At 51.4% G+C, this 21,320-nt stretch carries 17 protein-coding genes; 14 read left to right on the plus strand and 3 right to left on the minus strand.

All coding sequences use genetic code 11. The annotated features are described in order from the left end of the window. Genes leuC through leuA form a run of 3 tightly spaced genes read right to left on the minus strand, consistent with a single transcriptional unit; the run spans position 1 to position 4,068 of the window. The gene (gene leuC / locus AB1E22_RS12970; RefSeq protein ID WP_367595668.1) at positions 1-1,401 is read right to left on the minus strand and encodes a 3-isopropylmalate dehydratase large subunit; all 1,401 of its coding nucleotides are present in this window, start codon (positions 1,399-1,401) and stop codon (positions 1-3) included. A gap of 2 nt (positions 1,402-1,403) precedes the next feature. Next, positions 1,404-2,495, minus strand: a complete 1,092-nt coding sequence (gene leuB / locus AB1E22_RS12975) for a 3-isopropylmalate dehydrogenase (protein WP_367595669.1) — start codon at positions 2,493-2,495, stop codon at positions 1,404-1,406. Position 2,496: 1 nt separating this feature from the next. Then, positions 2,497-4,068, minus strand: a complete 1,572-nt coding sequence (leuA, locus tag AB1E22_RS12980) for a 2-isopropylmalate synthase (protein ID WP_367595670.1) — start codon at positions 4,066-4,068, stop codon at positions 2,497-2,499. Positions 4,069-4,915: 847 nt separating this feature from the next. On the opposite strand from leuA, the gene leuO reads away from it, so the two are divergent. The 14 genes from leuO (at position 4,916) to murG (ending at position 21,311) form a co-directional block, all read left to right on the plus strand. Beyond that, positions 4,916-5,860, plus strand: a complete 945-nt coding sequence (gene leuO / locus AB1E22_RS12985; protein WP_367595671.1) for a transcriptional regulator LeuO — start codon at positions 4,916-4,918, stop codon at positions 5,858-5,860. A gap of 412 nt (positions 5,861-6,272) precedes the next feature. Further along, the gene (ilvI, locus tag AB1E22_RS12990; RefSeq protein ID WP_367595672.1) at positions 6,273-7,997 is read left to right on the plus strand and encodes an acetolactate synthase 3 large subunit; all 1,725 of its coding nucleotides are present in this window, start codon (positions 6,273-6,275) and stop codon (positions 7,995-7,997) included. Positions 7,998-7,999: 2 nt separating this feature from the next. After that, positions 8,000-8,491, plus strand: a complete 492-nt coding sequence (ilvN, locus tag AB1E22_RS12995) for an acetolactate synthase small subunit (RefSeq protein WP_367595673.1) — start codon at positions 8,000-8,002, stop codon at positions 8,489-8,491. 173 nt (positions 8,492-8,664) lie between these two features. Continuing rightward, positions 8,665-9,669, plus strand: a complete 1,005-nt coding sequence (gene cra, locus AB1E22_RS13000) for a catabolite repressor/activator (protein ID WP_367595674.1) — start codon at positions 8,665-8,667, stop codon at positions 9,667-9,669. 562 nt (positions 9,670-10,231) lie between these two features. Next, complete coding sequence (gene mraZ, locus AB1E22_RS13005; RefSeq protein ID WP_367595675.1) at positions 10,232-10,690, plus strand: division/cell wall cluster transcriptional repressor MraZ; 459 nt, start codon at positions 10,232-10,234, stop codon at positions 10,688-10,690. Positions 10,691-10,693: 3 nt separating this feature from the next. Then, entirely contained in the window at positions 10,694-11,635 is a 942-nt protein-coding gene (gene rsmH / locus AB1E22_RS13010) for a 16S rRNA (cytosine(1402)-N(4))-methyltransferase RsmH (RefSeq protein ID WP_367595676.1), read from the plus strand. Then, positions 11,632-11,997 (plus strand): cell division protein FtsL, encoded by a 366-nt coding sequence (gene ftsL, locus AB1E22_RS13015; RefSeq protein ID WP_367595677.1) that lies wholly within the window; start codon positions 11,632-11,634, stop codon positions 11,995-11,997. Before rsmH ends, ftsL begins: the two co-directional genes overlap by 4 nt. Positions 11,998-12,012: 15 nt before the next feature. Next, positions 12,013-13,779, plus strand: coding sequence for a peptidoglycan glycosyltransferase FtsI (locus tag AB1E22_RS13020; RefSeq protein ID WP_367595678.1), 1,767 nt, complete (start codon positions 12,013-12,015; stop codon positions 13,777-13,779). Further along, entirely contained in the window at positions 13,766-15,253 is a 1,488-nt protein-coding gene (murE, locus tag AB1E22_RS13025; protein WP_367595679.1) for a UDP-N-acetylmuramoyl-L-alanyl-D-glutamate--2,6-diaminopimelate ligase, read from the plus strand. The genes AB1E22_RS13020 and murE overlap by 14 nt, the downstream gene beginning before the upstream one ends. Further along, positions 15,250-16,608 carry a UDP-N-acetylmuramoyl-tripeptide--D-alanyl-D-alanine ligase gene (gene murF / locus AB1E22_RS13030; RefSeq protein ID WP_367595680.1) on the plus strand — a complete coding sequence of 453 codons (1,359 nt, stop codon included), beginning with the start codon at positions 15,250-15,252 and terminating at the stop codon, positions 16,606-16,608. Before murE ends, murF begins: the two co-directional genes overlap by 4 nt. After that, the gene (gene mraY / locus AB1E22_RS13035) at positions 16,602-17,684 is read left to right on the plus strand and encodes a phospho-N-acetylmuramoyl-pentapeptide-transferase (protein ID WP_064556689.1); all 1,083 of its coding nucleotides are present in this window, start codon (positions 16,602-16,604) and stop codon (positions 17,682-17,684) included. The genes murF and mraY overlap by 7 nt, the downstream gene beginning before the upstream one ends. 2 nt (positions 17,685-17,686) lie before the next feature. Beyond that, on the plus strand, positions 17,687-19,003 hold the full coding sequence (gene murD, locus AB1E22_RS13040; protein ID WP_367595681.1) for a UDP-N-acetylmuramoyl-L-alanine--D-glutamate ligase: 1,317 nt from the start codon (positions 17,687-17,689) through the stop codon (positions 19,001-19,003). After that, complete coding sequence (ftsW, locus tag AB1E22_RS13045; protein ID WP_367595682.1) at positions 19,003-20,247, plus strand: cell division protein FtsW; 1,245 nt, start codon at positions 19,003-19,005, stop codon at positions 20,245-20,247. The genes murD and ftsW overlap by 1 nt, the downstream gene beginning before the upstream one ends. Then, positions 20,244-21,311 carry an undecaprenyldiphospho-muramoylpentapeptide beta-N-acetylglucosaminyltransferase gene (gene murG, locus AB1E22_RS13050; RefSeq protein WP_367595683.1) on the plus strand — a complete coding sequence of 356 codons (1,068 nt, stop codon included), beginning with the start codon at positions 20,244-20,246 and terminating at the stop codon, positions 21,309-21,311. Before ftsW ends, murG begins: the two co-directional genes overlap by 4 nt. Positions 21,312-21,320: the final 9 nt, after the last annotated feature.

Raw genomic sequence — 21,320 nt, forward strand, 5'->3', positions numbered from 1 at the left:
TTATTTCAACGTGCGGATGTCAGCAAAATGACCGGAAACAGCGGCAGCGGCTGCCATTGCCGGACTAACCAAGTGGGTGCGGCCACCGCGGCCCTGACGGCCTTCGAAGTTACGGTTGCTGGTGGAGGCACAGCGCTCACCCGGTTCCAGGCGGTCGTTATTCATCGCAAGGCACATAGAACAGCCAGGCAAGCGCCATTCGAAGCCCGCTTCGATGAAAATCTTATCCAGGCCTTCAGCTTCTGCCTGCGCTTTGACCGGACCAGAGCCTGGAACGACTAACGCCTGCACGCCTGGCGCGACTTTACGACCTTTGGCAATTTCTGCCGCCGCGCGTAAATCTTCAATACGCGAGTTGGTACATGACCCGATGAACACTTTATCGATAGCGACCTCGGTTAACGGAATGCCTGGTTTCAGGCCCATATACGCCAGTGCTTTTTCGGCGGATGCCCGCTCTACCGGGTCGGCGAAGGATTCTGGATTCGGGATATTTTCGGTAACGGAAATCACCTGGCCTGGATTTGTGCCCCAGGTCACCTGCGGGGCGATCTCTGCTGCATCCAGCGTTACAACGGTATCGAATTTAGCGCCTTCATCGGTGGTGAAGGTTTTCCAGTAGGCAACCGCATCGTCCCAGTCAGCGGCTTTCGGCGCGTGCAGACGGCCTTTCACGTAGTTGAACGTGGTTTCGTCCGGCGCCACAATGCCTGCTTTAGCGCCCATTTCGATTGCCATGTTGCACAGCGTCATACGGCCTTCCATCGAGAGTGCCTGAATCGCGCTCCCGCAGAATTCCACAACATGGCCCGTACCGCCCGCGCTACCGGTTTTGCCGATAATTGCCAGCACGATATCTTTTGCCGTGATGCCCGCAGCAGCGTTGCCGGTCACTTCAATTTTCATGGTTTTGGCGCGGCCCTGTTTCAGGGTTTGCGTCGCCAGTACATGCTCCACTTCGGAGGTGCCGATACCAAATGCCAGAGCGCCAAACGCGCCGTGCGTTGCGGTGTGGGAATCGCCACAAACGATGGTCATGCCAGGCAAAGTAATGCCTTGCTCCGGCCCCATGACGTGAACGATGCCCTGGTATGGGTGGTTTAAATCGTACAGTTCAACGCCGAATTCTTTGCAGTTTTTCATCAACTCCTGCATCTGAATACGGGCCATTTCGCCTGAGGCGTTGATGTCTTTAGTCTGAGTAGAAACGTTGTGGTCCATAGTGGCAAAGGTTTTGCCTGGCTGGCGTACCGGACGATTGTGCGCACGCAAACCGTCAAACGCCTGCGGGGAGGTGACTTCATGAACCAAATGACGATCGATATACAGCAGCGGCGTTTCATCCACGGCTTCGTACACGACGTGGGCATCGTACAATTTCTGATATAACGTTTTCGCCATGATTATTTCCCCTCTGCCACAAAACGAGCGATGGTATCGCCCATTTCATTAGTGCCGATTGCGTTGCCATCACGCGCTAAATCACCGGTACGGAAACCTTCTTCCAGCGCAATATTGATGGCGTTTTCGATGGCCTGAGCGGCCTCTTCAGCATCCAGGCTATAGCGCAGCAGCAAAGCCAGAGACAGGATCTGCGCAATAGGGTTGGCGATGTTTTTGCCTGCGATATCCGGCGCGGAGCCGCCAGCAGGTTCATACAGGCCAAAACCTTGTTCGTTCAGGCTGGCGGAAGGCAGCATTCCCATCGAACCGGTGATCATTGCGCATTCGTCAGACAGAATGTCGCCGAACAGGTTAGAGCACAGCAGCACGTCGAACTGAGAAGGATCTTTAATCAGCTGCATGGTGGCGTTGTCGATGTACATGTGTGCCAGCTCAACATCCGGGTATTCTTTAGCGATTTCGTTGACAATTTCACGCCACATCACTGACGTTTGCAGCACGTTTGCTTTATCAATTGATGTCACTTTATTACGACGTTTACGCGCGGATTCAAAAGCAATGCGGGCAATACGTTCGATCTCGAAGCGGTAATAGACTTCGGTATCAAAGGCTTTTTCATGCATGCCAGAGCCTTCGCGGCCTTTCGGTTGACCGAAGTAAATCCCGCCGGTTAATTCGCGAACGCACAGGATGTCGAAACCATTAGCGGCAATGTCTGCACGCAGCGGACAAAACTCTTCCAGACCTTGATACAGGCGAGCAGGGCGCAAGTTGCTGAACAGCTTAAAGTGTTTACGCAGCGGCAATAACGCGCCACGTTCAGGTTGCTGTGCCGGAGGCAGATGCTCCCATTTTGGGCCACCTACAGAACCGAACAGAATGGCATCAGCTTGCTCACAGCCTTCAACGGTAACCGGCGGCAGCGGGTTGCCGTGGCGGTCAATGGCAATGCCGCCCACGTCATATTGACTGGTGGTAATCCGCATATCGAAGCGCGTACGAACTGCATCCAGCACTTTCAGCGCCTGAGCCATAACTTCTGGGCCAATGCCGTCACCCGGCAATACTGCTATATGATGAGTTTTTGACATGTCACACGGTTTCCTGATTATTTTCTTTATTATGAGCTTTGCGTTGCAATTCTTTCTCGACGATACCGGCGCGCCAGATGTTGTTCAGCACGTTAATCATCGCTTTAGCTGAAGATTCAACGATGTCGGTCGCCAGACCTACGCCATGGAAGCGGCGGCCTTTGTGAGTGACAACAATATCCACCTGACCCAGCGCATCTTTACCCTGACCTTTCGCAGACAGTTGATATTTCACCAGTTCGACATCGTAATGGGTGATGCGGTTAATTGCCTGGTAGACGGCATCGACAGGGCCGTTACCGGTCGCGGCTTCAGAGTGTGTCTCTTCGCCGCACTGTAACTGAACGGAAGCGGTGGAAATTACGCTTGAGCCAGACTGCACGTTGAAGTATTCCATGCGGAAATGTTCTGGTTCTTCCTGCTGCTTACCGATGAAGGCCAGCGCTTCCAAATCGTAATCAAAGACCTGACCTTTTTTGTCGGCCAGTTTCAGGAAGGCGTCGTACAAAGAGTCCAGATTGTAATCGGCTTCTTTATAGCCCATCTCTTCCATACGATGTTTCACTGCCGCGCGGCCGGAGCGAGAAGTCAGGTTCAATTGCACCTGATTCAAGCCGATGGTTTCCGGGGTCATGATTTCGTAGTTTTCGCGATTTTTCAGCACGCCGTCCTGGTGGATACCGGAGGAGTGGGCAAAAGCATTGGAGCCGACCACGGCTTTATTCGCTGGAATTGGCATGTTGCACAGTTGGCTGACAATCTGGCTGGTGCGATAGATTTCATGGTGATTGATATTGGTATGGACGCCCAACATTTGGCTGCGCACTTTAATCGCCATGATGACTTCTTCCAGTGCGGTATTCCCGGCGCGTTCACCGATACCGTTAAGCGTGCCTTCAACCTGCCGTGCGCCAGCCTGAATTGCCGCGATGGAGTTGCCGGTCGCCATGCCCAAATCGTCGTGGCAGTGAACGGAGATAATCGCTTTATCAATATTTGGCACGCGGTTGTACAGGGTCTGGATAATGCCGCCGAACTGAACCGGCGTGGTGTAGCCCACGGTGTCAGGAATATTGATAGTCGTAGCACCTGCACCAATCGCGGCTTCAACAATACGGCACAGGTTGTCGATTGGGGTGCGGCCGGCATCTTCGCAGGAGAATTCTACGTCGTCAGTGTAGTTACGGGCACGTTTAACGGAATTGACTGCGCGAGCCAGGACATCATCAAAGGTGCTGCGTAATTTGGTTTCGATGTGCATGGTCGACGTGGCCAGGAACACATGAATACGGAATGCTTCGGCAATTTTTAATGCTTCAGCAGCAACATCGATATCTTTATCAACACAACGGGCGAGGCCACATACACGGCTATTTTTGATATTACGAGCGATGGTTTGTACAGATTCAAAGTCGCCTGGAGAGGAAACCGGGAAACCCACTTCCATCACGTCAACACCCATACGCTCCAGTGCCATCGCGATTTGCAGCTTCTCTTTTACACTCAGACTCGCCTGTAATGCCTGTTCACCGTCACGCAGAGTGGTATCGAAAATAATGACTTGTTGGCTCATGTTGTGGTCCTTTCCTGTCTTAGGGGCCGTTGCTACGAGCATAAAAAAACCCGCGCAGTGGCGCGGGTTTTTTCTGTCTGGTGGCTTGAATCAACGCTTGATGTCGCCCACCAGTCTACCGCGCAATGAAGATGCGATTAGTAGTAGACCTAGTAGGCGATGGGTGCGAATCATGTTTCAAGCCTCAGTGAATTTCGTTATGCATTTATTGGTACTTGATCTGTCTTGCTGTGTCAACACTCGTTTCTCTTATGCACGAGTTTGGGGCGACGAAGGTGATACTGCTCGTTAGCTAATTGTGCTGGTATACGAAGTTTTCATAATATATCCAGAAGGTATGAAAAAGGATTATTTACCATTGTGATAAAAATAGAAATCATCAGAAACAATTAAAAATAATATGTTTATTATGTGTTTCATTCATGGTGATTATGCTTTGGGGTGAATAATCATCAACTTGCCTGTATTTTAGGAATTTATCATCTTTCTTTATGAGTGAATTATTAGTAGGGCGATTGTTTCCGGCGGTGAGATGTAATTTATGCTTAATATATAATTCACTGGGTGAATCATTGTGTGTTAAGTCATTTTGTGATTTGATTAGCTCGATCCAGAAATCAACTGACGCAGAATAAAATCATATAGATTTTTATAGTTTTACCCGGCATGTCAGTAGCTGAAGTCGTGTTGGTACGTTAGGGGACGTTAATTTATAAAATATCTATTTAGATATTTTAAAGAACGTTTTGATTACATTGATCAGCATGTTCTGCTTAGCAAATGATAATAGGGGAAGATCGCAGCCTTAATCTGCGAAGAAGGAATTTCAATCTTAGTGGAGTTAATCATGTCTGATAATTATGTAGAACAACCGACGGCTCACGATGGGTTCAAACCTCAACTCCGTTCAGTTGATTTAAATTTATTAACGGTATTTGATGCCGTTATGCAAGTGCAGAATATTACTCGTGCGGCTCAGTCTTTGGGAATGTCTCAACCTGCTGTGAGTAATGCTGTAGCCCGGTTAAAAATCATGTTCAATGATGAACTGTTCGTTCGCTATGGTCGAGGCATACAGCCTACAGCCCGCGCGTTCCAGCTGTTTGGATCGATTCGTCAGGCATTGCAATTGGTTCAGAATGAACTGCCAGGGGCAGGCTTTGAGCCGGGTAGCAGCGAAAGAGTATTTAACATCTGTGTCAGTAGCCCGTTAGACAATATGTTAACTTCTGTCATCTTCAATAATATGAAGCGCTTTGCTCCGGGGATTCAATTACTTTTTAAATCTGCTTTAAATAAAGATATTGAACATCAGTTACGTTATCAGGAAACCGAGTTCGTTATTAGCTATACGGAATTTCGTCGTCCTGAGTTTACTTGTGTTTCATTGTTTGAAGATGAAATGGTATTGGTGGCTAATAAAAAACATCCACGCTTAATCAAACCGTTAACAGAAGAGGATGTGTATAACGAAAAGCATGCGGTTGTGTCTTTGGATCGTTTTGCTTCATTTAGCGCACCCTGGTATCAAACGGCAGAAAAGCTGGCTTCTATTGCTTATCAAGGAATGGCGATGACCAGCGTTTTAAATGTCGTATCACAAACGCAATTGGTGGCCATTGCACCACGCTGGTTAGCCGAAGAGTTTGCTGATTCACTTCAGTTACAAACATTCCCGTTGCCGATGAAAGATAATACAGCAACGTGCTATTTATCCTGGCACGAAGCGGCTGGGCGCGATAAAGGCCATCAGTGGATGGAAAAGCTCCTGACGACGGTATGCAGTAAATAGTTTTATAAAGCTAACAGGTTTCAGCCGGATGGTGAAAACTATCCGGTTATTCTTCATTTCTTCTTTTTTTTGGTTTTTTTTGCTGAAAACGATTTTATACTTTTGCTCCGCAGTACCCATTAAATTCCGCACTAATTAGATTTAACCTGCAAAGTCCGTTTCTATAACATTTTCAATCATCATTTTTGCTTATGATCAGAGCTTAACTCCGCCGCAATTGAATTTTGCAGTATTGGCCCGTAAATCGGCTTTCCGCGCCCGCAGATTGGCAATTGCCTGCCTGATTTTCAACGGTTATGTTAGATGGACTCTCAAAATTAAAAAAACATATGCAGGGCGCAACAACCTGCCTCAACGACTCAGCAGAAATGATTTCTGCGGTCGGTCAAACACGTAAGCCTGGAGGCAAACCATGGAGATGTTGTCAGGAGCCGAGATGGTCGTTCGATCGCTTATCGATCAGGGCGTTAAACATATATTCGGCTATCCCGGAGGCGCAGTACTCGATATTTACGATGCGCTTCATACTATTGGCGGCATTGATCATGTGCTTGTGCGCCATGAACAAGCGGCAGTGCATATGGCTGATGGCCTGGCTCGCGCAACGGGTGAGGTCGGCGTAGTGTTGGTCACATCCGGGCCCGGTGCGACAAACGCGATCACCGGTATTGCGACGGCTTATATGGATTCCATCCCAATGGTGGTGCTATCCGGTCAGGTTGCAACGTCATTAATTGGCTATGATGCATTCCAGGAATGCGACATGGTCGGGATCTCTCGTCCGGTTGTGAAACACAGCTTCTTAGTCAAACAGGCAGAAGATATTCCTGCCGTTATTAAAAAAGCCTTCTGGCTTGCGGCAAGCGGCCGCCCGGGACCGGTAGTGGTTGATTTGCCGAAAGACATTATGAGCCCGGCAAACAAGTTCCCTTATCAGTACCCTGAATCTGTCAGCATGCGCTCTTACAACCCGACCACTCAGGGCCATAAAGGGCAGATAAAACGAGCTCTGCAAACATTATTGGCGGCAAAAAAGCCGGTGATGTATGTCGGCGGCGGGGCGATTACCTCTGCCTGCCATGAGGAATTGCGCGAATTAGCGCAGAAACTGAATATTCCCGTCGTCTCTTCCTTAATGGGGCTGGGTGCTTTTCCGGGCACACATCGTCAGGCATTAGGTATGTTGGGGATGCACGGAACGTATGAAGCCAATATGGTGATGCATAACTCCGATGTTATTTTCGGCGTCGGCGTGCGCTTTGATGACCGCACCACCAACAATCTGGCGAAGTACTGCCCGAATGCGACCGTACTGCATATTGATATCGACCCGACATCCATCTCCAAAACCGTGGGTGCAGACATTCCCATTGTTGGTGACGCGCGGCAGGTTTTACAGCAAATGCTGGAACTGTTAGCGCAAGAAGATACTCCGCAGTCTTGCGATGATATTCGCGACTGGTGGCAACAAATCGATCAGTGGCGCGCGCGCCAGTGCCTGGAGTTTGATCGCACCAGCAATAAAATTAAGCCGCAGGCGGTTATCGAAACCATTTACCGCCTGACTAAGGGAGAGGCTTACGTCACTTCTGATGTCGGCCAGCACCAAATGTTTGCCGCTCTTTATTACACCTTTGATAAGCCACGCCGTTGGATTAACTCAGGCGGCCTCGGCACCATGGGCTTTGGCCTGCCAGCAGCACTTGGCGTGAAGCTGGCGCTGCCGGAAGAAACCGTAATTTGCGTTACAGGCGATGGCAGTATTCAGATGAATATTCAGGAGCTGTCTACTGCGCTGCAATACGGCTTGCCGGTGTTGGTGCTGAATCTCAATAACCGTTATCTGGGCATGGTGAAGCAGTGGCAGGATATGATTTATTCTGGCCGCCATTCCCAATCATATATGGAATCCTTACCTGATTTTGTGCGTGTAGCTGAAGCTTACGGGCACGTGGGGATTAGTATTAATTCACCGCAAGAGTTGGAAAGCAAACTGACCGAAGCGCTGGAAGCGGTGCGTAATCAGCGTCTGGTATTCGTAGATGTTAATGTCGATGGCACTGAGCATGTGTACCCAATGCAGATCCGTGGCGGCGGTATGGATGAGATGTGGTTAAGCAAAACGGAGAGAACCTAATTATGCGCCGGATATTATCTGTATTACTCGAAAATGAGTCCGGGGCGCTGTCCCGCGTTATTGGTTTGTTCGCTCAACGCGGCTACAACATTGAAAGCCTGACTGTCGCACCCACTGACGACCCTACGCTGTCTCGTATGACGATCCAAACGGTCGGCGATGAGAAGGTGCTTGAGCAAATTGAAAAGCAACTTCACAAACTGGTGGACGTTTTGCGGGTCAGCGAGCTTGGGCAGGGCGCGTACGTTGAACGTGAAATCATGCTGGTGAAAGTGCAGGCAAGCGGTTATGGGCGTGAAGAAGTGAAGCGCAATGCGGAAATCTTCCGCGGGCAAATCATTGATGTCACGCCAACGCTCTATACGGTTCAACTGGCGGGCACCAGCGATAAGCTGGATGCTTTCCTGAATACCATTCGTGAAGTGGCAAAAATTGTTGAAGTGGCACGCTCAGGTATTGTAGGCGTTTCACGTGGCGATAAAATCATGCGCTAGCCCGTTAAGGGCGACCGAAAAGTAACCCGGTGACCGATGCCGGGTTTTTTTTTTGCAATTTACGCAACAACTGCCAGCAAAAGCGGTTGCCCGAGTTATTATTCTGCGCTTAGATGATAAAAATGAAACCATGACCAGGGTATGGTTATGGCAATCCTAAATAAGGGGCTACTGTGAAATTGGATGAAATCGCGCGCCTGGCTGGAGTTTCGCGCACCACGGCGAGCTACGTCATCAACGGGAAAGCAAAGCAATATCGCGTCAGCGATAAAACCGTTGATAAAGTTATGGCGGTTGTACGCGAGCATAACTATCACCCGAATGCGGTGGCCGCGGGATTACGTGCCGGGCGTACGCGTTCTATCGGATTAGTTATTCCAGACCTTGAGAACACCAGTTATACCCGTATTGCCAACTACCTTGAGCGTCAGGCTCGCCAGCGCGGATACCAATTGCTGATTGCCTGTTCTGAAGATCAGCCAGATAACGAAATGCGCTGCATCGAACATCTGTTACAGCGCCAGGTCGATGCCATCATTGTCTCAACGTCATTGCCCCCGGAACACCCTTTCTATCAGCGTTGGGCTAACGATCCATTCCCTATTATCGCCCTAGACCGTGCGTTAGATCGTGAAAACTTTATCAGCGTTGTTGGGGCAGACCAGGAAGACGCGGAAATGCTGGCCAGCGAGCTTCGCACTTTCCCGGCAGAAACCATTCTCTATCTTGGCGCACTGCCGGAGCTTTCCGTCAGCTATTTGCGTGAACAAGGTTTCCGCACCGCCTGGAAAGACGATCCTCGTGAAGTGCACTTCTTATATGCCAACAGCTACGAGCGGGAAGCCGCAGCACAGTTGTTTGAGAAGTGGCTGGAAACGCACCCGATGCCGCAGGCTTTGTTCACCACCTCATTTGCTCTGTTACAAGGTGTTATGGATGTGACTTTGCGCCGCGAAGGCCAACTGCCGTCTGAGCTGGCGATCGCCACATTTGGGGATAACGAACTGTTGGATTTCCTGCAATGTCCAGTATTGGCTGTTGCCCAGCGCCATCGTGACGTTGCGGAGCGCGTGCTGGAACTGGTGCTTGCCAGTCTCGATGAACCTCGCAAACCTAAGGCGGGTTTAACGCGTATTCGCCGGAATCTCTACCGTCGCGGCAGTTTAAGTCGCCACTAACAAGAGATGGCAGTTTCGGCTGCCATTCTTAAATAAGATTATTCCAGTTTTATTTCACAATGTTATTCAGGTAATTATTTTTCATTAAAAGTAGACGATCAATTAATTCCCGAATGGATATTGCTCTCCCTCTGAATTATTTTGTTACATAGCAATCTATAAAAATGCCGGATAATTAAACAATAGCGAACTGATACTCATCAAACTTACCGCCAGCCCGCGTTTCGCCTGCATCTGCCGCTGTTATCCTTCCGAGAAATACCTTAAAATGCCGACCGCGTCGCAAACTGAACACTTCATATTTTACCGGTCAGGTTTTCAGTCGATTTAACGATATTTATGCTTATTGATCTTTTTTCTTTCAAATATTCATAACGTTAATTTTGCATCGCAGATGTAGCGCCTTTTCACGCCAGTCATTAATCAATCGCTTAGGAGATGAAAATTATTTCCATCCGCGTTGTAGCTTGCTTGACAAGGTTTTCCTCCGCTCCGTAAACTCCTTTGGGTGGGATTTTGTGGGTGAAAGTGGTGGAAAGGGGAATTTAAGGGTGAGGCTGGTATGTTCCGTGGAGCAACATTAGTCAATCTCGACAGCAAAGGGCGGCTTGCCGTACCTACCCGTTACCGGGATGCGCTAGTCGAAACCTCTGAAGGTCAGATGGTTTGTACCATCGACATCCACCACCCATGCCTGCTGCTTTATACCCTCCCCGAGTGGGAAATTATTGAACAAAAGCTAGCTCGTCTGTCGAGCATGAATCCTGCAGAACGTCGCGTCCAGCGACTGTTATTGGGGCATGCCAGTGAATGTCAGATGGATAGCGCCGGGCGATTGTTGCTGGCTCCTGTTTTACGCCAACACGCCGGGCTAACCAAAGAAGTGATGCTGGTTGGGCAGTTCAATAAGTTTGAACTGTGGGATGAAACGACCTGGCATCAACAGGTCAAGGAAGACATCGACGCTGAGCAGGCCACGACGACAACGTTGTCGGATAGGCTGCAGGACTTGTCACTATAAATAATGATGGAAAATTTTAAACATACTTCGGTGCTACTTGATGAGGCCGTAAACGGTCTCAACATTCGTCAGGATGGCATCTACATTGATGGCACGTTTGGGCGTGGTGGTCATTCTCGATTGATTCTTTCCCAACTGGGACCAGAAGGACGCCTGCTGGCGATTGACCGCGATCCGCAGGCCATCGCCGCTGCACAAGCCATTGATGACCCGCGCTTCTCCATCATTCATGGACCTTTCTCTGAATTAGCTGAATACGCTCGCGAACGTAATTTGCTGGGCAAAATTGACGGCATTCTTTTGGATCTTGGCGTTTCCTCCCCTCAGCTTGATGATGCCGAACGCGGTTTCTCATTTATGCGCGACGGCCCGTTGGATATGCGTATGGATCCCACTCGCGGGCAATCTGCCGCAGAGTGGCTGCTTAGCGCTGAAGAAGCTGACATCGCGTGGGTGATTAAAACCTTCGGCGAAGAAAAGTTCGGCAAACGTATTGCGCGCGCCATTATCGAGCGTAACCGCGAACAGCCAATGACCCGTACCAAAGAACTGGCGACGGTTGTTGCGGCGGCAATGCCGGTAAAAGACAAATTCAAACACCCGGCAACGCGTACCTTCCAGGCGATCCGTATCTGGATCAACAGCGAACTCGAAGAAATTGAACAAGCTCTTAAAGGTTCAATTGAAACCCTGTCACCGGGTGGCCGTTTGTCGATTATCAGTTTCCACTCACTGGAAGACCGAATTGTTAAACGCTTTATGCGTGAGAACACCCGTGGGCCGCAGGTTCCGGCGGGCATTCCAATGACTGAAGCCCAGTTGAATAAGCTCGGCGGGCGGTACTTAAAATCCATTGGCAAAATGATGCCGGGCGACGAAGAAGTGGCGGAAAACCCGCGAGCGCGCAGTTCGGTGCTGCGCATCGCTGAAAGGACGAATGCATGATCAATAAAGTGGCAGAAACCCTTAGCAAAATGACGGGCCAACTCAGCAGTGGCGAACGTCATGCACTCCCGGCGGTAATCGGTGGTGATTTGTTACGTCATGGGAAACTGCCGCTGATCTTGTTCATATCCATTATCTTCACCGCCATTTCTGTTGTGACAACTGCGCACCACACCCGTCTGCTTACCGCACAGCGTGAGCAAATGGTGGTTGAGCGTGACGCACTGGATATTGAATGGCGCAACCTGATTCTGGAAGAAAACGCACTCGGCGACCATAGCCGAGTGGAGCGGGTCGCGACGGAAAAGCTGCAATTGCAGCATGTCGACCCATCGCAGGAAAACATCGTAGTTCAGCAATAAGGAATCGCGTGACAGATGAGAGCAGCGGCAAAAACGCTTAAACCGAAACGCCAGGAAGAACAGGCCAACTTTGTAAGTTGGCGTTTTGCGTTGCTTTGCGGTTGCATTTTGCTGGCGCTGGTATTCCTTTTGGGGCGCGTTGCCTGGTTGCAAATCATCGCGCCGGACATGTTAGTTCGTCAGGGTGATATGCGCTCTTTACGTGTGCAGGAGGTTTCAACTTCCCGCGGCATGATTAGCGATAGAGCAGGGCGTCCGCTGGCGGTTAGTGTGCCGGTGAATGCGATTTGGGCTGACCCTAAAGAGCTTCACGATGCAGGCGGTATCACGCTTGATAACCGCTGGAAAGCGCTGGCCGATGCGCTGAAAATTCCACTCGATCAACTGGCTTCCCGCGTTAACAGCAACCCGAAAGGTCGCTTTATCTATCTGGCTCGCCAGGTCAACCCTGATATTGGCGACTACATCAAAAAACTCAAACTTCCTGGGATTCACTTACGCCAGGAGTCACGTCGTTACTATCCGTCTGGCGAAGTAACCGCTCACCTTATTGGTTTCACTAACGTGGATAGCCAGGGTATTGAGGGCGTTGAAAAGAGCTTCGACAAATGGCTTACCGGCCAGCCAGGTGAGCGTATCGTGCGTAAAGACCGCTTCGGGCGCGTCATTGAAGATATCTCTTCAACCGACAGTCAGGCGGCGCATAACCTGGCGCTGAGTATTGATGAACGTTTGCAGGCGCTGGTTTATCGCGAGCTAAACAACGCCGTCGCCTTCAACAAAGCCGAATCGGGCAGTGCGGTGCTGGTGGATGTGAGCACCGGCGAAGTCTTAGCGATGGCAAATAGCCCATCCTACAACCCAAATAATCTGAACGGCACGGCAAAAGATGTGATGCGTAACCGTACCATCACGGACGTTTTCGAGCCGGGTTCGACTGTTAAACCGATGGTTGTTATGACCGCGCTGCAACGTGGCGTGGTACGTGAAAATACCGTTCTGAATACCGTGCCGTACCGCATTAATGGTCATGAGATCAAAGATGTGGCGCGCTACAGCGAATTGACCCTTACCGGGGTGCTACAGAAGTCGAGTAACGTCGGGGTTTCTAAACTGGCGTTAGCGATGCCCTCCTCAGCGTTAGTAGATACTTACTCACGTTTTGGATTGGGAAAAGCGACCAACTTGGGGCTGGTCGGAGAACGCAGTGGCTTATATCCGCAAAAACAACGGTGGTCTGACATAGAGAGGGCCACCTTCTCTTTCGGCTACGGGCTAATGGTAACCCCGTTACAGTTAGCGCGAGTCTACGCAACAATTGGCAGCTACGGCGTCTATCGCCCGCTGTCGATAACGAAGGTTGATCCGCCGGTTCCAGGTGAGCGTATTTTCCCTGAGCAGTTGGTTCGTACCGTCGTTCATATGATGGAAAGTGTGGCATTGCCTGGTGGTGGTGGCGTTAAAGCAGCCATCAAAGGCTACCGTATTGCAATCAAGACTGGTACGGCTAAAAAAGTCGGGCCGGACGGAAAATACGTTAACAAATACATTGCTTACACCGCAGGCGTTGCACCTGCCAGTAATCCTCGATTTGCACTGGTTGTGGTCATTAACGACCCACAAGCAGGGAAATATTACGGTGGTGCCGTCTCTGCACCTGTGTTCGGAGCCATCATGGGCGGCGTTCTGCGCACCATGAATATCGAACCAGATGCGCTGGCGACAGGTGAAAAAAGTGAATTTGTAATCAATCAAAATGAGGGATCAGGTGGCAGATCGTAATTTGCGCGACCTTCTCGCTCCGTGGGTGCCAAACGTACCCGCGCGGGCTCTGCGAGAAATGACACTCGATAGTCGCGTGGCGGCATCGGGTGACCTTTTTGTAGCTATAGTCGGTCATCAGGCGGACGGGCGTCGATATATCCCGCAGGCAATAGCGCAAGGCGTAGCCGCTGTCGTTGCTGAAGCTGAAGGCGAAGCAGCAGATGGCGAAATCCGTGAAATGCACGGCGTGCCAGTTATTTATCTTAGCCAACTGCATCAACGTCTTTCTGCACTGGCAGGGCGTTTTTATCATGAACCCTCCAGTGCATTACGCCTGGTTGGCGTGACCGGCACTAACGGTAAAACGACTACCGCTCAATTGTTGGCGCAATGGAGCCAATTATTAGGTGAAACCAGTGCCGTAATGGGCACGGTAGGGAACGGTCTGCTCGGAAACGTCAAACCAACTGAAAACACCACCGGTTCTGCCGTCGACGTACAGCAAGTGCTTGCTAACCTCGCTGAGCAGGGCGCGAGCTTTGCTGCGATGGAAGTCTCTTCGCATGGTCTGGTTCAGCATCGCGTTTCTGCTCTGAAATTTGCAGCCAGCGTGTTTACCAACCTCAGCCGCGATCACCTTGATTATCACGGTGATATGGCGGGCTACGAGGCCGCGAAATGGTTGCTATTCTCCGAACATGATTACGGCCATGCCATCATCAATGCTGATGATGAGGTGGGGCGTAACTGGTTAGCGCGTTTACCTGACGCCGTTGCCGTAACGATGGAAGATAATTTACAGCCTGGTTGTCGTGGCCGTTGGTTGAAAGCAACCAGCGTGCATTATCACGATGGCGGGGCAACCGTTCGCTTCAGCTCTTCCTGGGGCGATGGTGAAATAGAAAGCCGCCTGATGGGCGCCTTTAACGTCAGCAACTTGCTGCTCGCGTTAGCGACCTTGTTGGTGCTGGATTATCCGCTTGAAGAGCTGCTGAAAACTGCACCAAGCCTGCAACCAGTTTGCGGTCGCATGGAAGTTTTCACAGCGCTGGGCAAACCGACGGTGGTGGTGGATTATGCCCACACGCCTGATGCTCTGGAAAAAGCGTTGCAAGCTGCTCGTCTACATTGCAGCGGCAAACTGTGGTGCGTCTTTGGCTGCGGCGGCGACCGTGATAAAGGCAAGCGCCCAATCATGGGCGGCATCGCAGAACAATACGCAGATGTGGTCGTCGTCACTGATGACAACCCACGTACCGAAGAGCCGAAAGCCATTGTGGCCGATATTTTGGTTGGCATGCTGGATGCTGGCCGCGCCTATGTGGTATCTGGCCGGGCCGAAGCCGTGACCAACGCGATTATGCAGGCGAAAGAGAATGATGTCGTTCTGGTGGCGGGTAAAGGCCACGAGGATTATCAAATTGTTGGTGTGCGCCGTCTGGATTACTCCGACCGCGTAACCGCCGCACGTCTGTTAGGAGTTGTGGCATGATTCGCGTCTCGTTAAGCCAGCTTGCCACTATCCTGCAAGGCGAACTGCACGGTGCGGATGCCGATATTATTGATGTCACCACCGATACTCGCAAACTTACGCCAGGCTGCCTGTTCGTTGCATTGAAAGGTGAGCGTTTCGACGCTCACGATTTTGCACAAGATGCGGTGAACGGTGGGGCAGGGGCGTTATTGGTAAACCGTAAGCTGGACGTTAATGTCCCGCAATTGGTCGTGGCAGATACGCACCAGGCATTCGGTGAGCTCGCAGCCTGGGTTCGCCAGCAAGTGCCAACGCGCATTGTCGCGCTCACCGGCTCTTCCGGCAAAACCTCCGTAAAAGAGATGACGGCGGCGATTTTGCGTGAGTGCGGTAACACCTTATACACCGCTGGAAATCTCAATAACGACATTGGCGTGCCGATGACGTTGCTGCGTCTGACGCCAGAATATGAATATGCGGTCATCGAGCTTGGTGCGAACCATCAAGGCGAAATCGCCTGGACGGTTAATCTGACTCGTCCAGAAGCTGCGCTGGTGAATAACCTGGCGGCAGCACACCTTGAAGGCTTCGGCTCTCTTGCGGGGGTGGCGAAAGCAAAAGGTGAGATTTTCGCGGGGCTGCCTGCTAACGGTATCGCGATTATGAATGCCGACAATAATGACTGGCTAAACTGGCAGGACGTTATTGGCAACCGCAAAACCTGGCGCTTCTCCCCGAATGCAACCGGGAGTGATTTTACAGCGACCAACGTGCATATCACCGTGCATGGCACCGAGTTCACCATCAAAACGCCAGTCGGCGACATTGATGTGACTTTGCCACTGCCTGGCCGCCATAACATTGCTAATGCGCTGGCGGCAACGTCGCTTGCAATGGCCGTGGGTGCTTCCCTGGAAGCAGTGAAAGCAGGTCTTGCCGATCTTAAAGCTGTGCCTGGCCGTCTGTTCCCGATTCAACTTTCCGAAAATCAACTTCTGCTGGATGACAGCTACAACGCAAATGTGGGGTCGATGACCGCCGCAGCGCAGGTGCTGTCTGAAATGCCTGGTTTCCGTGTGATGGTGGTTGGGGATATGGCTGAGTTGGGGGCGGAGTCTGTTGAATGCCATCGCCAGGTTGGTGAGGCAGCAAAAGCGTCTGGCATTGATTGCGTATTAAGCGTAGGCACGCTGAGCGAAACAATCAGTCAGGCCTCTGAAGTGGGCGAACATTTTACCGATAAGCCTTCTTTGATCGTGCGCCTGAAGGCGCTGCTCGCTGAGCATTCAATGATTACTATTTTAGTGAAGGGTTCACGTAGTGCCGCCATGGAACAGGTAGTACGCGCATTACAGGAGAATGGAACATGTTAGTTTGGCTGGCCGAGCACTTGGTCAAATATTATTCCGGCTTTAACGTCTTTTCTTATCTGACGTTTCGCGCCATCGTCAGCCTGCTGACAGCTCTGTTCATTTCCCTGTGGATGGGGCCGCGGATGATTGCTCGTTTGCAGCAACTCTCTTTCGGCCAGGTTGTGCGTAACGATGGTCCGGAATCTCACTTTAGCAAACGCGGAACCCCAACGATGGGCGGGATTATGATCCTGACGTCTATCGTCATTTCTGTGTTGATGTGGGCTTATCCCTCTAACCCTTATGTCTGGTGCGTTTTGTTCGTGCTGGTCGGTTATGGGGCGATTGGTTTTGTTGATGATTATCGTAAAGTCGTTCGCAAAGACACTAAGGGCCTGATTGCTCGCTGGAAATATTTCTGGATGTCCGTCATCGCGTTGGCGGTTGCCTTCACGATGTACAGCGCAGGGAAAGGAACACCAGCTACCGAGCTGGTTGTGCCGTTCTTTAAAGACGTAATGCCTCAGCTTGGCTTGTTCTACGTACTGCTGGCGTACTTTGTTATCGTCGGTACCGGCAACGCAGTAAACCTGACGGATGGCCTCGACGGCCTGGCGATTATGCCAACCGTGCTGGTGGCGTCTGGTTTTGCGCTGGTGGCCTGGGCTACAGGTAACATTAAATTTGCGGAATACCTGCATATTCCTTATCTGCGTCACGCCGGGGAACTGGTGATCGTCTGTACGGCGATTGTTGGCGCAGGGCTGGGGTTCTTGTGGTTCAACACCTATCCAGCACAAGTCTTTATGGGCGATGTGGGCTCTTTGGCTTTGGGCGGCGCGCTTGGCACGATCGCCGTGCTGCTGCGTCAGGAATTCCTGCTAGTGATTATGGGCGGTGTGTTTGTGGTTGAAACCCTGTCTGTCATTTTGCAAGTTGGCTCCTTCAAACTGCGCGGACAGCGTATTTTCCGTATGGCCCCAATTCATCACCATTATGAATTGAAAGGTTGGCCGGAGCCGCGAGTCATCGTGCGCTTCTGGATTATTTCGCTGATGCTGGTCCTGATTGGCCTGGCAACCCTGAAGGTGCGCTAACTATGACCGATTACCAGGGTAAAAAAGTCGTTATTATCGGATTAGGCCTTACCGGCCTGTCCTGCGTGGATTTCTTTATAGCGCGCGGTGTCACTCCGCGTGTTATGGACACCCGCATTTCGCCACCGGGTCTGGATAAACTGCCAGAAGCGGTGGAGCGACATACTGGCTCACTCAATGAAGACTGGTTGTTAGAGGCTGACTTGATTATTGCCAGCCCTGGTATCGCCGTCGCCCATCCCGCACTGAATCGTGCGGCAGAGGCTGGCGTTGAAATTATTGGCGATATCGAACTCTTTTGTCGCGAAGCGCAAGCGCCAATCGTGGCGATTACCGGCTCGAATGGTAAAAGTACCGTAACCACGCTAGTGGGTGAAATGGCGAAAGCGGCCGGTGTGAATGTGGGCGTGGGTGGAAACATCGGCTTGCCTGCCTTGATGCTGCTTGAGCAAAACTGCGAGCTTTACGTGCTTGAGTTATCCAGCTTCCAACTGGAAACCACGTTTAGCCTTAAAGCCGCGGCGGCGACTATTCTCAACGTCACTGAAGACCATATGGATCGTTATCCGTTTGGTCTGCAGCAGTATCGCGCGGCTAAACTTCGCGTCTATGAAAACGCGGCGATGTGTGTAGTGAATGCCGATGATGCGCTGACCATGCCGGTGCGTGGAGCGGACGAGCGTTGCATCAGCTTTGGCGTGGATGTAGGCGACTACCACCTTAATCGCCAACAGGGTGAAACCTGGCTGCGCGTGAAGGGCGAGAAAGTGCTGAACACCAAAGAGATGAAGGTGGTGGGGCGTCATAACTACACCAATGCGCTTGCGGCACTCGCTTTAGCCGATGCCGTGAAACTTCCTCGCTCCAGCAGCCTGAAAGCACTCACAACCTTTACTGGCCTTGCGCATCGCTTCCAGCTTGCTCTGGAACGCAATGGCGTACGCTGGATTAATGATTCTAAAGCCACGAACGTTGGCAGCACCGAAGCGGCGCTAAATGGCTTGCAGGTTGATGGTACCTTGCATCTATTGCTGGGCGGCGACGGAAAATCTGCTGATTTCTCAGCGCTCGCACAATATCTGCAAGGGGATGCGATTCGTCTTTATTGCTTTGGCCGTGATGGCGCTGAACTTGCAGCGTTGCGCCCCGAAATTGCCGAGCAAACGGAAACCATGGCTGAGGCGATGACGTTAATCGCGGCTCGCGTTCAACCGGGCGACATGGTTCTGCTTTCACCAGCCTGCGCAAGTCTGGATCAGTTTAAAAACTTCGAACAGCGTGGCGATCAATTCACATTACTCGCGAAGGAGCTTGGCTGATGCGCTTATCTCTCCCTCGCCTGCGTATGCCTCGAATCCCTGGATTTGCCATCCTGAGCTGGTTGGCATCGGCGTTAAAAGGCTGGGTGATGGGCTCCCGGGAAGCGGATTCCAATAACATCGTCATGTACGACCGCACCATGTTATGGCTAACCTTTGGCCTGGCTGCGGTAGGCTTTATTATGGTGACATCCGCATCAATGCCCGTTGGGCAGCGCCTTGCTAATGACCCATTCCTGTTTGCGAAACGTGACGGGCTATACATCGTTCTGGCGTTCGCATTAGCCATGGTGACATTACGTCTGCCAATGGAGTTCTGGCAGCGCCACAGTACCGCTATGCTCTTGCTCTCTATTGTGATGCTGCTAGTCGTGTTGGTGGTGGGGAGTTCGGTTAACGGTGCGTCGCGTTGGATTGCTTTTGGTCCATTGCGTATTCAGCCTGCTGAGTTCACCAAGCTGTCGCTGTTCTGTTATCTCGCCAACTACCTGGTTCGTAAGGTTGATGAGGTGCGTAATAACCTGCGTGGCTTCCTCAAACCGATGGGCGTGATTCTGGTGCTGGCCGTGTTATTGCTGGCCCAGCCTGACCTCGGTACGGTTGTTGTGCTGTTTGTGACCACGCTTGCGATGCTGTTCCTTGCGGGCGCTAAACTCTGGCAGTTCCTCGCAATTATCGGCATGGGGATTTCGGCGGTTATTCTGCTTATCCTCGCCGAACCGTATCGTATTCGCCGCGTAACGTCTTTCTGGAATCCGTGGGATGACCCGTTCGGCAGCGGCTACCAGCTGACACAATCTCTGATGGCATTTGGCCGCGGTGAATTGTGGGGGCAGGGTTTAGGTAACTCGGTTCAAAAGCTCGAATATTTACCGGAAGCCCATACCGACTTCATCTTCTCAATTATCGGAGAAGAGCTCGGATATATCGGTGTGGTGCTGGCATTATTGATGGTATTCTTCGTGGCTTTTCGTGCTATGTCCATCGGTAAACGTGCATTAGAAATGGACCAGCGTTTTGCAGGCTTTTTGGGCTGCTCAATCGGAGTCTGGTTTAGTTTCCAGGCGCTGGTGAACGTGGGTGCAGCAGCGGGGATGTTACCGACCAAAGGTCTGACATTACCGCTGATCAGTTACGGTGGTTCAAGCCTGTTGATTATGTCCACAGCAATCATGTTATTGCTGCGTATTGATTATGAAACACGTCTGGCTAAAGCCCAGGCGTTTACGAAGGGTGCGAAATGAGTAATCAAACCCGGCGGTTAATGGTGATGGCAGGTGGGACCGGCGGGCATGTGTTTCCGGGTCTGGCAGTAGCGCATCACTTAATGGCTCAGGGCTGGCAAGTACGCTGGCTGGGAACCGCCGACCGTATGGAAGCAGACTTAGTTCCTAAGCATGGGATTGAAATCGATTTTATTCGTATTTCAGGCTTACGTGGAAAAGGCCTGAAAGCAATGCTCATGGCACCGGTGCGTATTTTCAATGCCTGGCGTCAGGCGCGGGCCATCATGAAAGCTTATCGCCCGGATGTCGTTCTGGGCATGGGCGGTTATGTTTCAGGCCCTGGCGGTCTGGCGGCCTGGTCACTGGGTATTCCCGTGGTGTTGCATGAGCAGAATGGTATTGCCGGTCTGACCAATAAATGGCTGTCAAAGATTGCCAAAAAAGTTATGCAGGCATTTCCTGGGGCATTCCCCAATGCTGATGTAGTGGGCAATCCGGTGCGAACTGATGTGCTGGCTCTACCGCTGCCGCAGGAGCGTTTTGCAGGGCGTGAAGGCCCGGTGCGGATTTTAGTGGTGGGTGGCTCTCAAGGCGCACGCGTGCTGAACCAGACGATGCCACAAGTGGCTGGTCGCCTGGGCGATAGCGTCACTATTTGGCACCAGTGTGGTAAAGGTGCCGAGGCGGTTGTGCGTCAGGCCTATGCCGAAGCCGCTCAGCCTCAGCATAAAGTGACCGAATTTATTGATGATATGGCTGCCGCGTATGCGTGGGCTGATGTCGTGGTTTGTCGCTCCGGTGCATTAACCGTCAGTGAAGTCGCGGCCGCAGGATTACCTGCACTGTTTGTTCCCTTCCAGCATAAAGACCGGCAGCAATACTGGAATGCGCTGCCTTTGGAAAAAGCTGGAGCGGCAAAAATACTGGAGCAACCACAATTTACTGTGGATGCCGTTACCCAAACTCTCGCCGGATGGGACCGCGCGACGTTACTGGCAATGGCCGAGCGTGCGCGTGCTGTATCCATTCCTGATGCCACAGAGCGGGTAGCAAATGAAGTGAGCGCCGCAGCACTGGCGTAATCATTGTGG

Source organism: Buttiauxella gaviniae (genome assembly GCF_040786275.1).
Classification (GTDB): Bacteria; Pseudomonadota; Gammaproteobacteria; order Enterobacterales; family Enterobacteriaceae; genus Buttiauxella; species Buttiauxella gaviniae_A.

Bases quoted from the DNA above. Each gene is read 5' to 3' on its own strand.
- leuC (WP_367595668.1), bottom strand. From the start codon at position 1,401: ATGGCGAAAACGTTATATCAGAAATTGTACGATGCCCACGTCGTGTAC.
- leuB (WP_367595669.1), bottom strand. From the start codon at position 2,495: ATGTCAAAAACTCATCATATAGCAGTATTGCCGGGTGACGGCATTGGC.
- leuA (WP_367595670.1), bottom strand. From the start codon at position 4,068: ATGAGCCAACAAGTCATTATTTTCGATACCACTCTGCGTGACGGTGAA.
- leuO (WP_367595671.1), top strand. From the start codon at position 4,916: ATGTCTGATAATTATGTAGAACAACCGACGGCTCACGATGGGTTCAAA.
- ilvI (WP_367595672.1), top strand. From the start codon at position 6,273: ATGGAGATGTTGTCAGGAGCCGAGATGGTCGTTCGATCGCTTATCGAT.
- ilvN (WP_367595673.1), top strand. From the start codon at position 8,000: ATGCGCCGGATATTATCTGTATTACTCGAAAATGAGTCCGGGGCGCTG.
- mraZ (WP_367595675.1), top strand. From the start codon at position 10,232: ATGTTCCGTGGAGCAACATTAGTCAATCTCGACAGCAAAGGGCGGCTT.
- rsmH (WP_367595676.1), top strand. From the start codon at position 10,694: ATGATGGAAAATTTTAAACATACTTCGGTGCTACTTGATGAGGCCGTA.
- ftsL (WP_367595677.1), top strand. From the start codon at position 11,632: ATGATCAATAAAGTGGCAGAAACCCTTAGCAAAATGACGGGCCAACTC.
- AB1E22_RS13020 (WP_367595678.1), top strand. From the start codon at position 12,013: ATGAGAGCAGCGGCAAAAACGCTTAAACCGAAACGCCAGGAAGAACAG.
- murF (WP_367595680.1), top strand. From the start codon at position 15,250: ATGATTCGCGTCTCGTTAAGCCAGCTTGCCACTATCCTGCAAGGCGAA.
- mraY (WP_064556689.1), top strand. From the start codon at position 16,602: ATGTTAGTTTGGCTGGCCGAGCACTTGGTCAAATATTATTCCGGCTTT.
- murD (WP_367595681.1), top strand. From the start codon at position 17,687: ATGACCGATTACCAGGGTAAAAAAGTCGTTATTATCGGATTAGGCCTT.
- ftsW (WP_367595682.1), top strand. From the start codon at position 19,003: ATGCGCTTATCTCTCCCTCGCCTGCGTATGCCTCGAATCCCTGGATTT.
- murG (WP_367595683.1), top strand. From the start codon at position 20,244: ATGAGTAATCAAACCCGGCGGTTAATGGTGATGGCAGGTGGGACCGGC.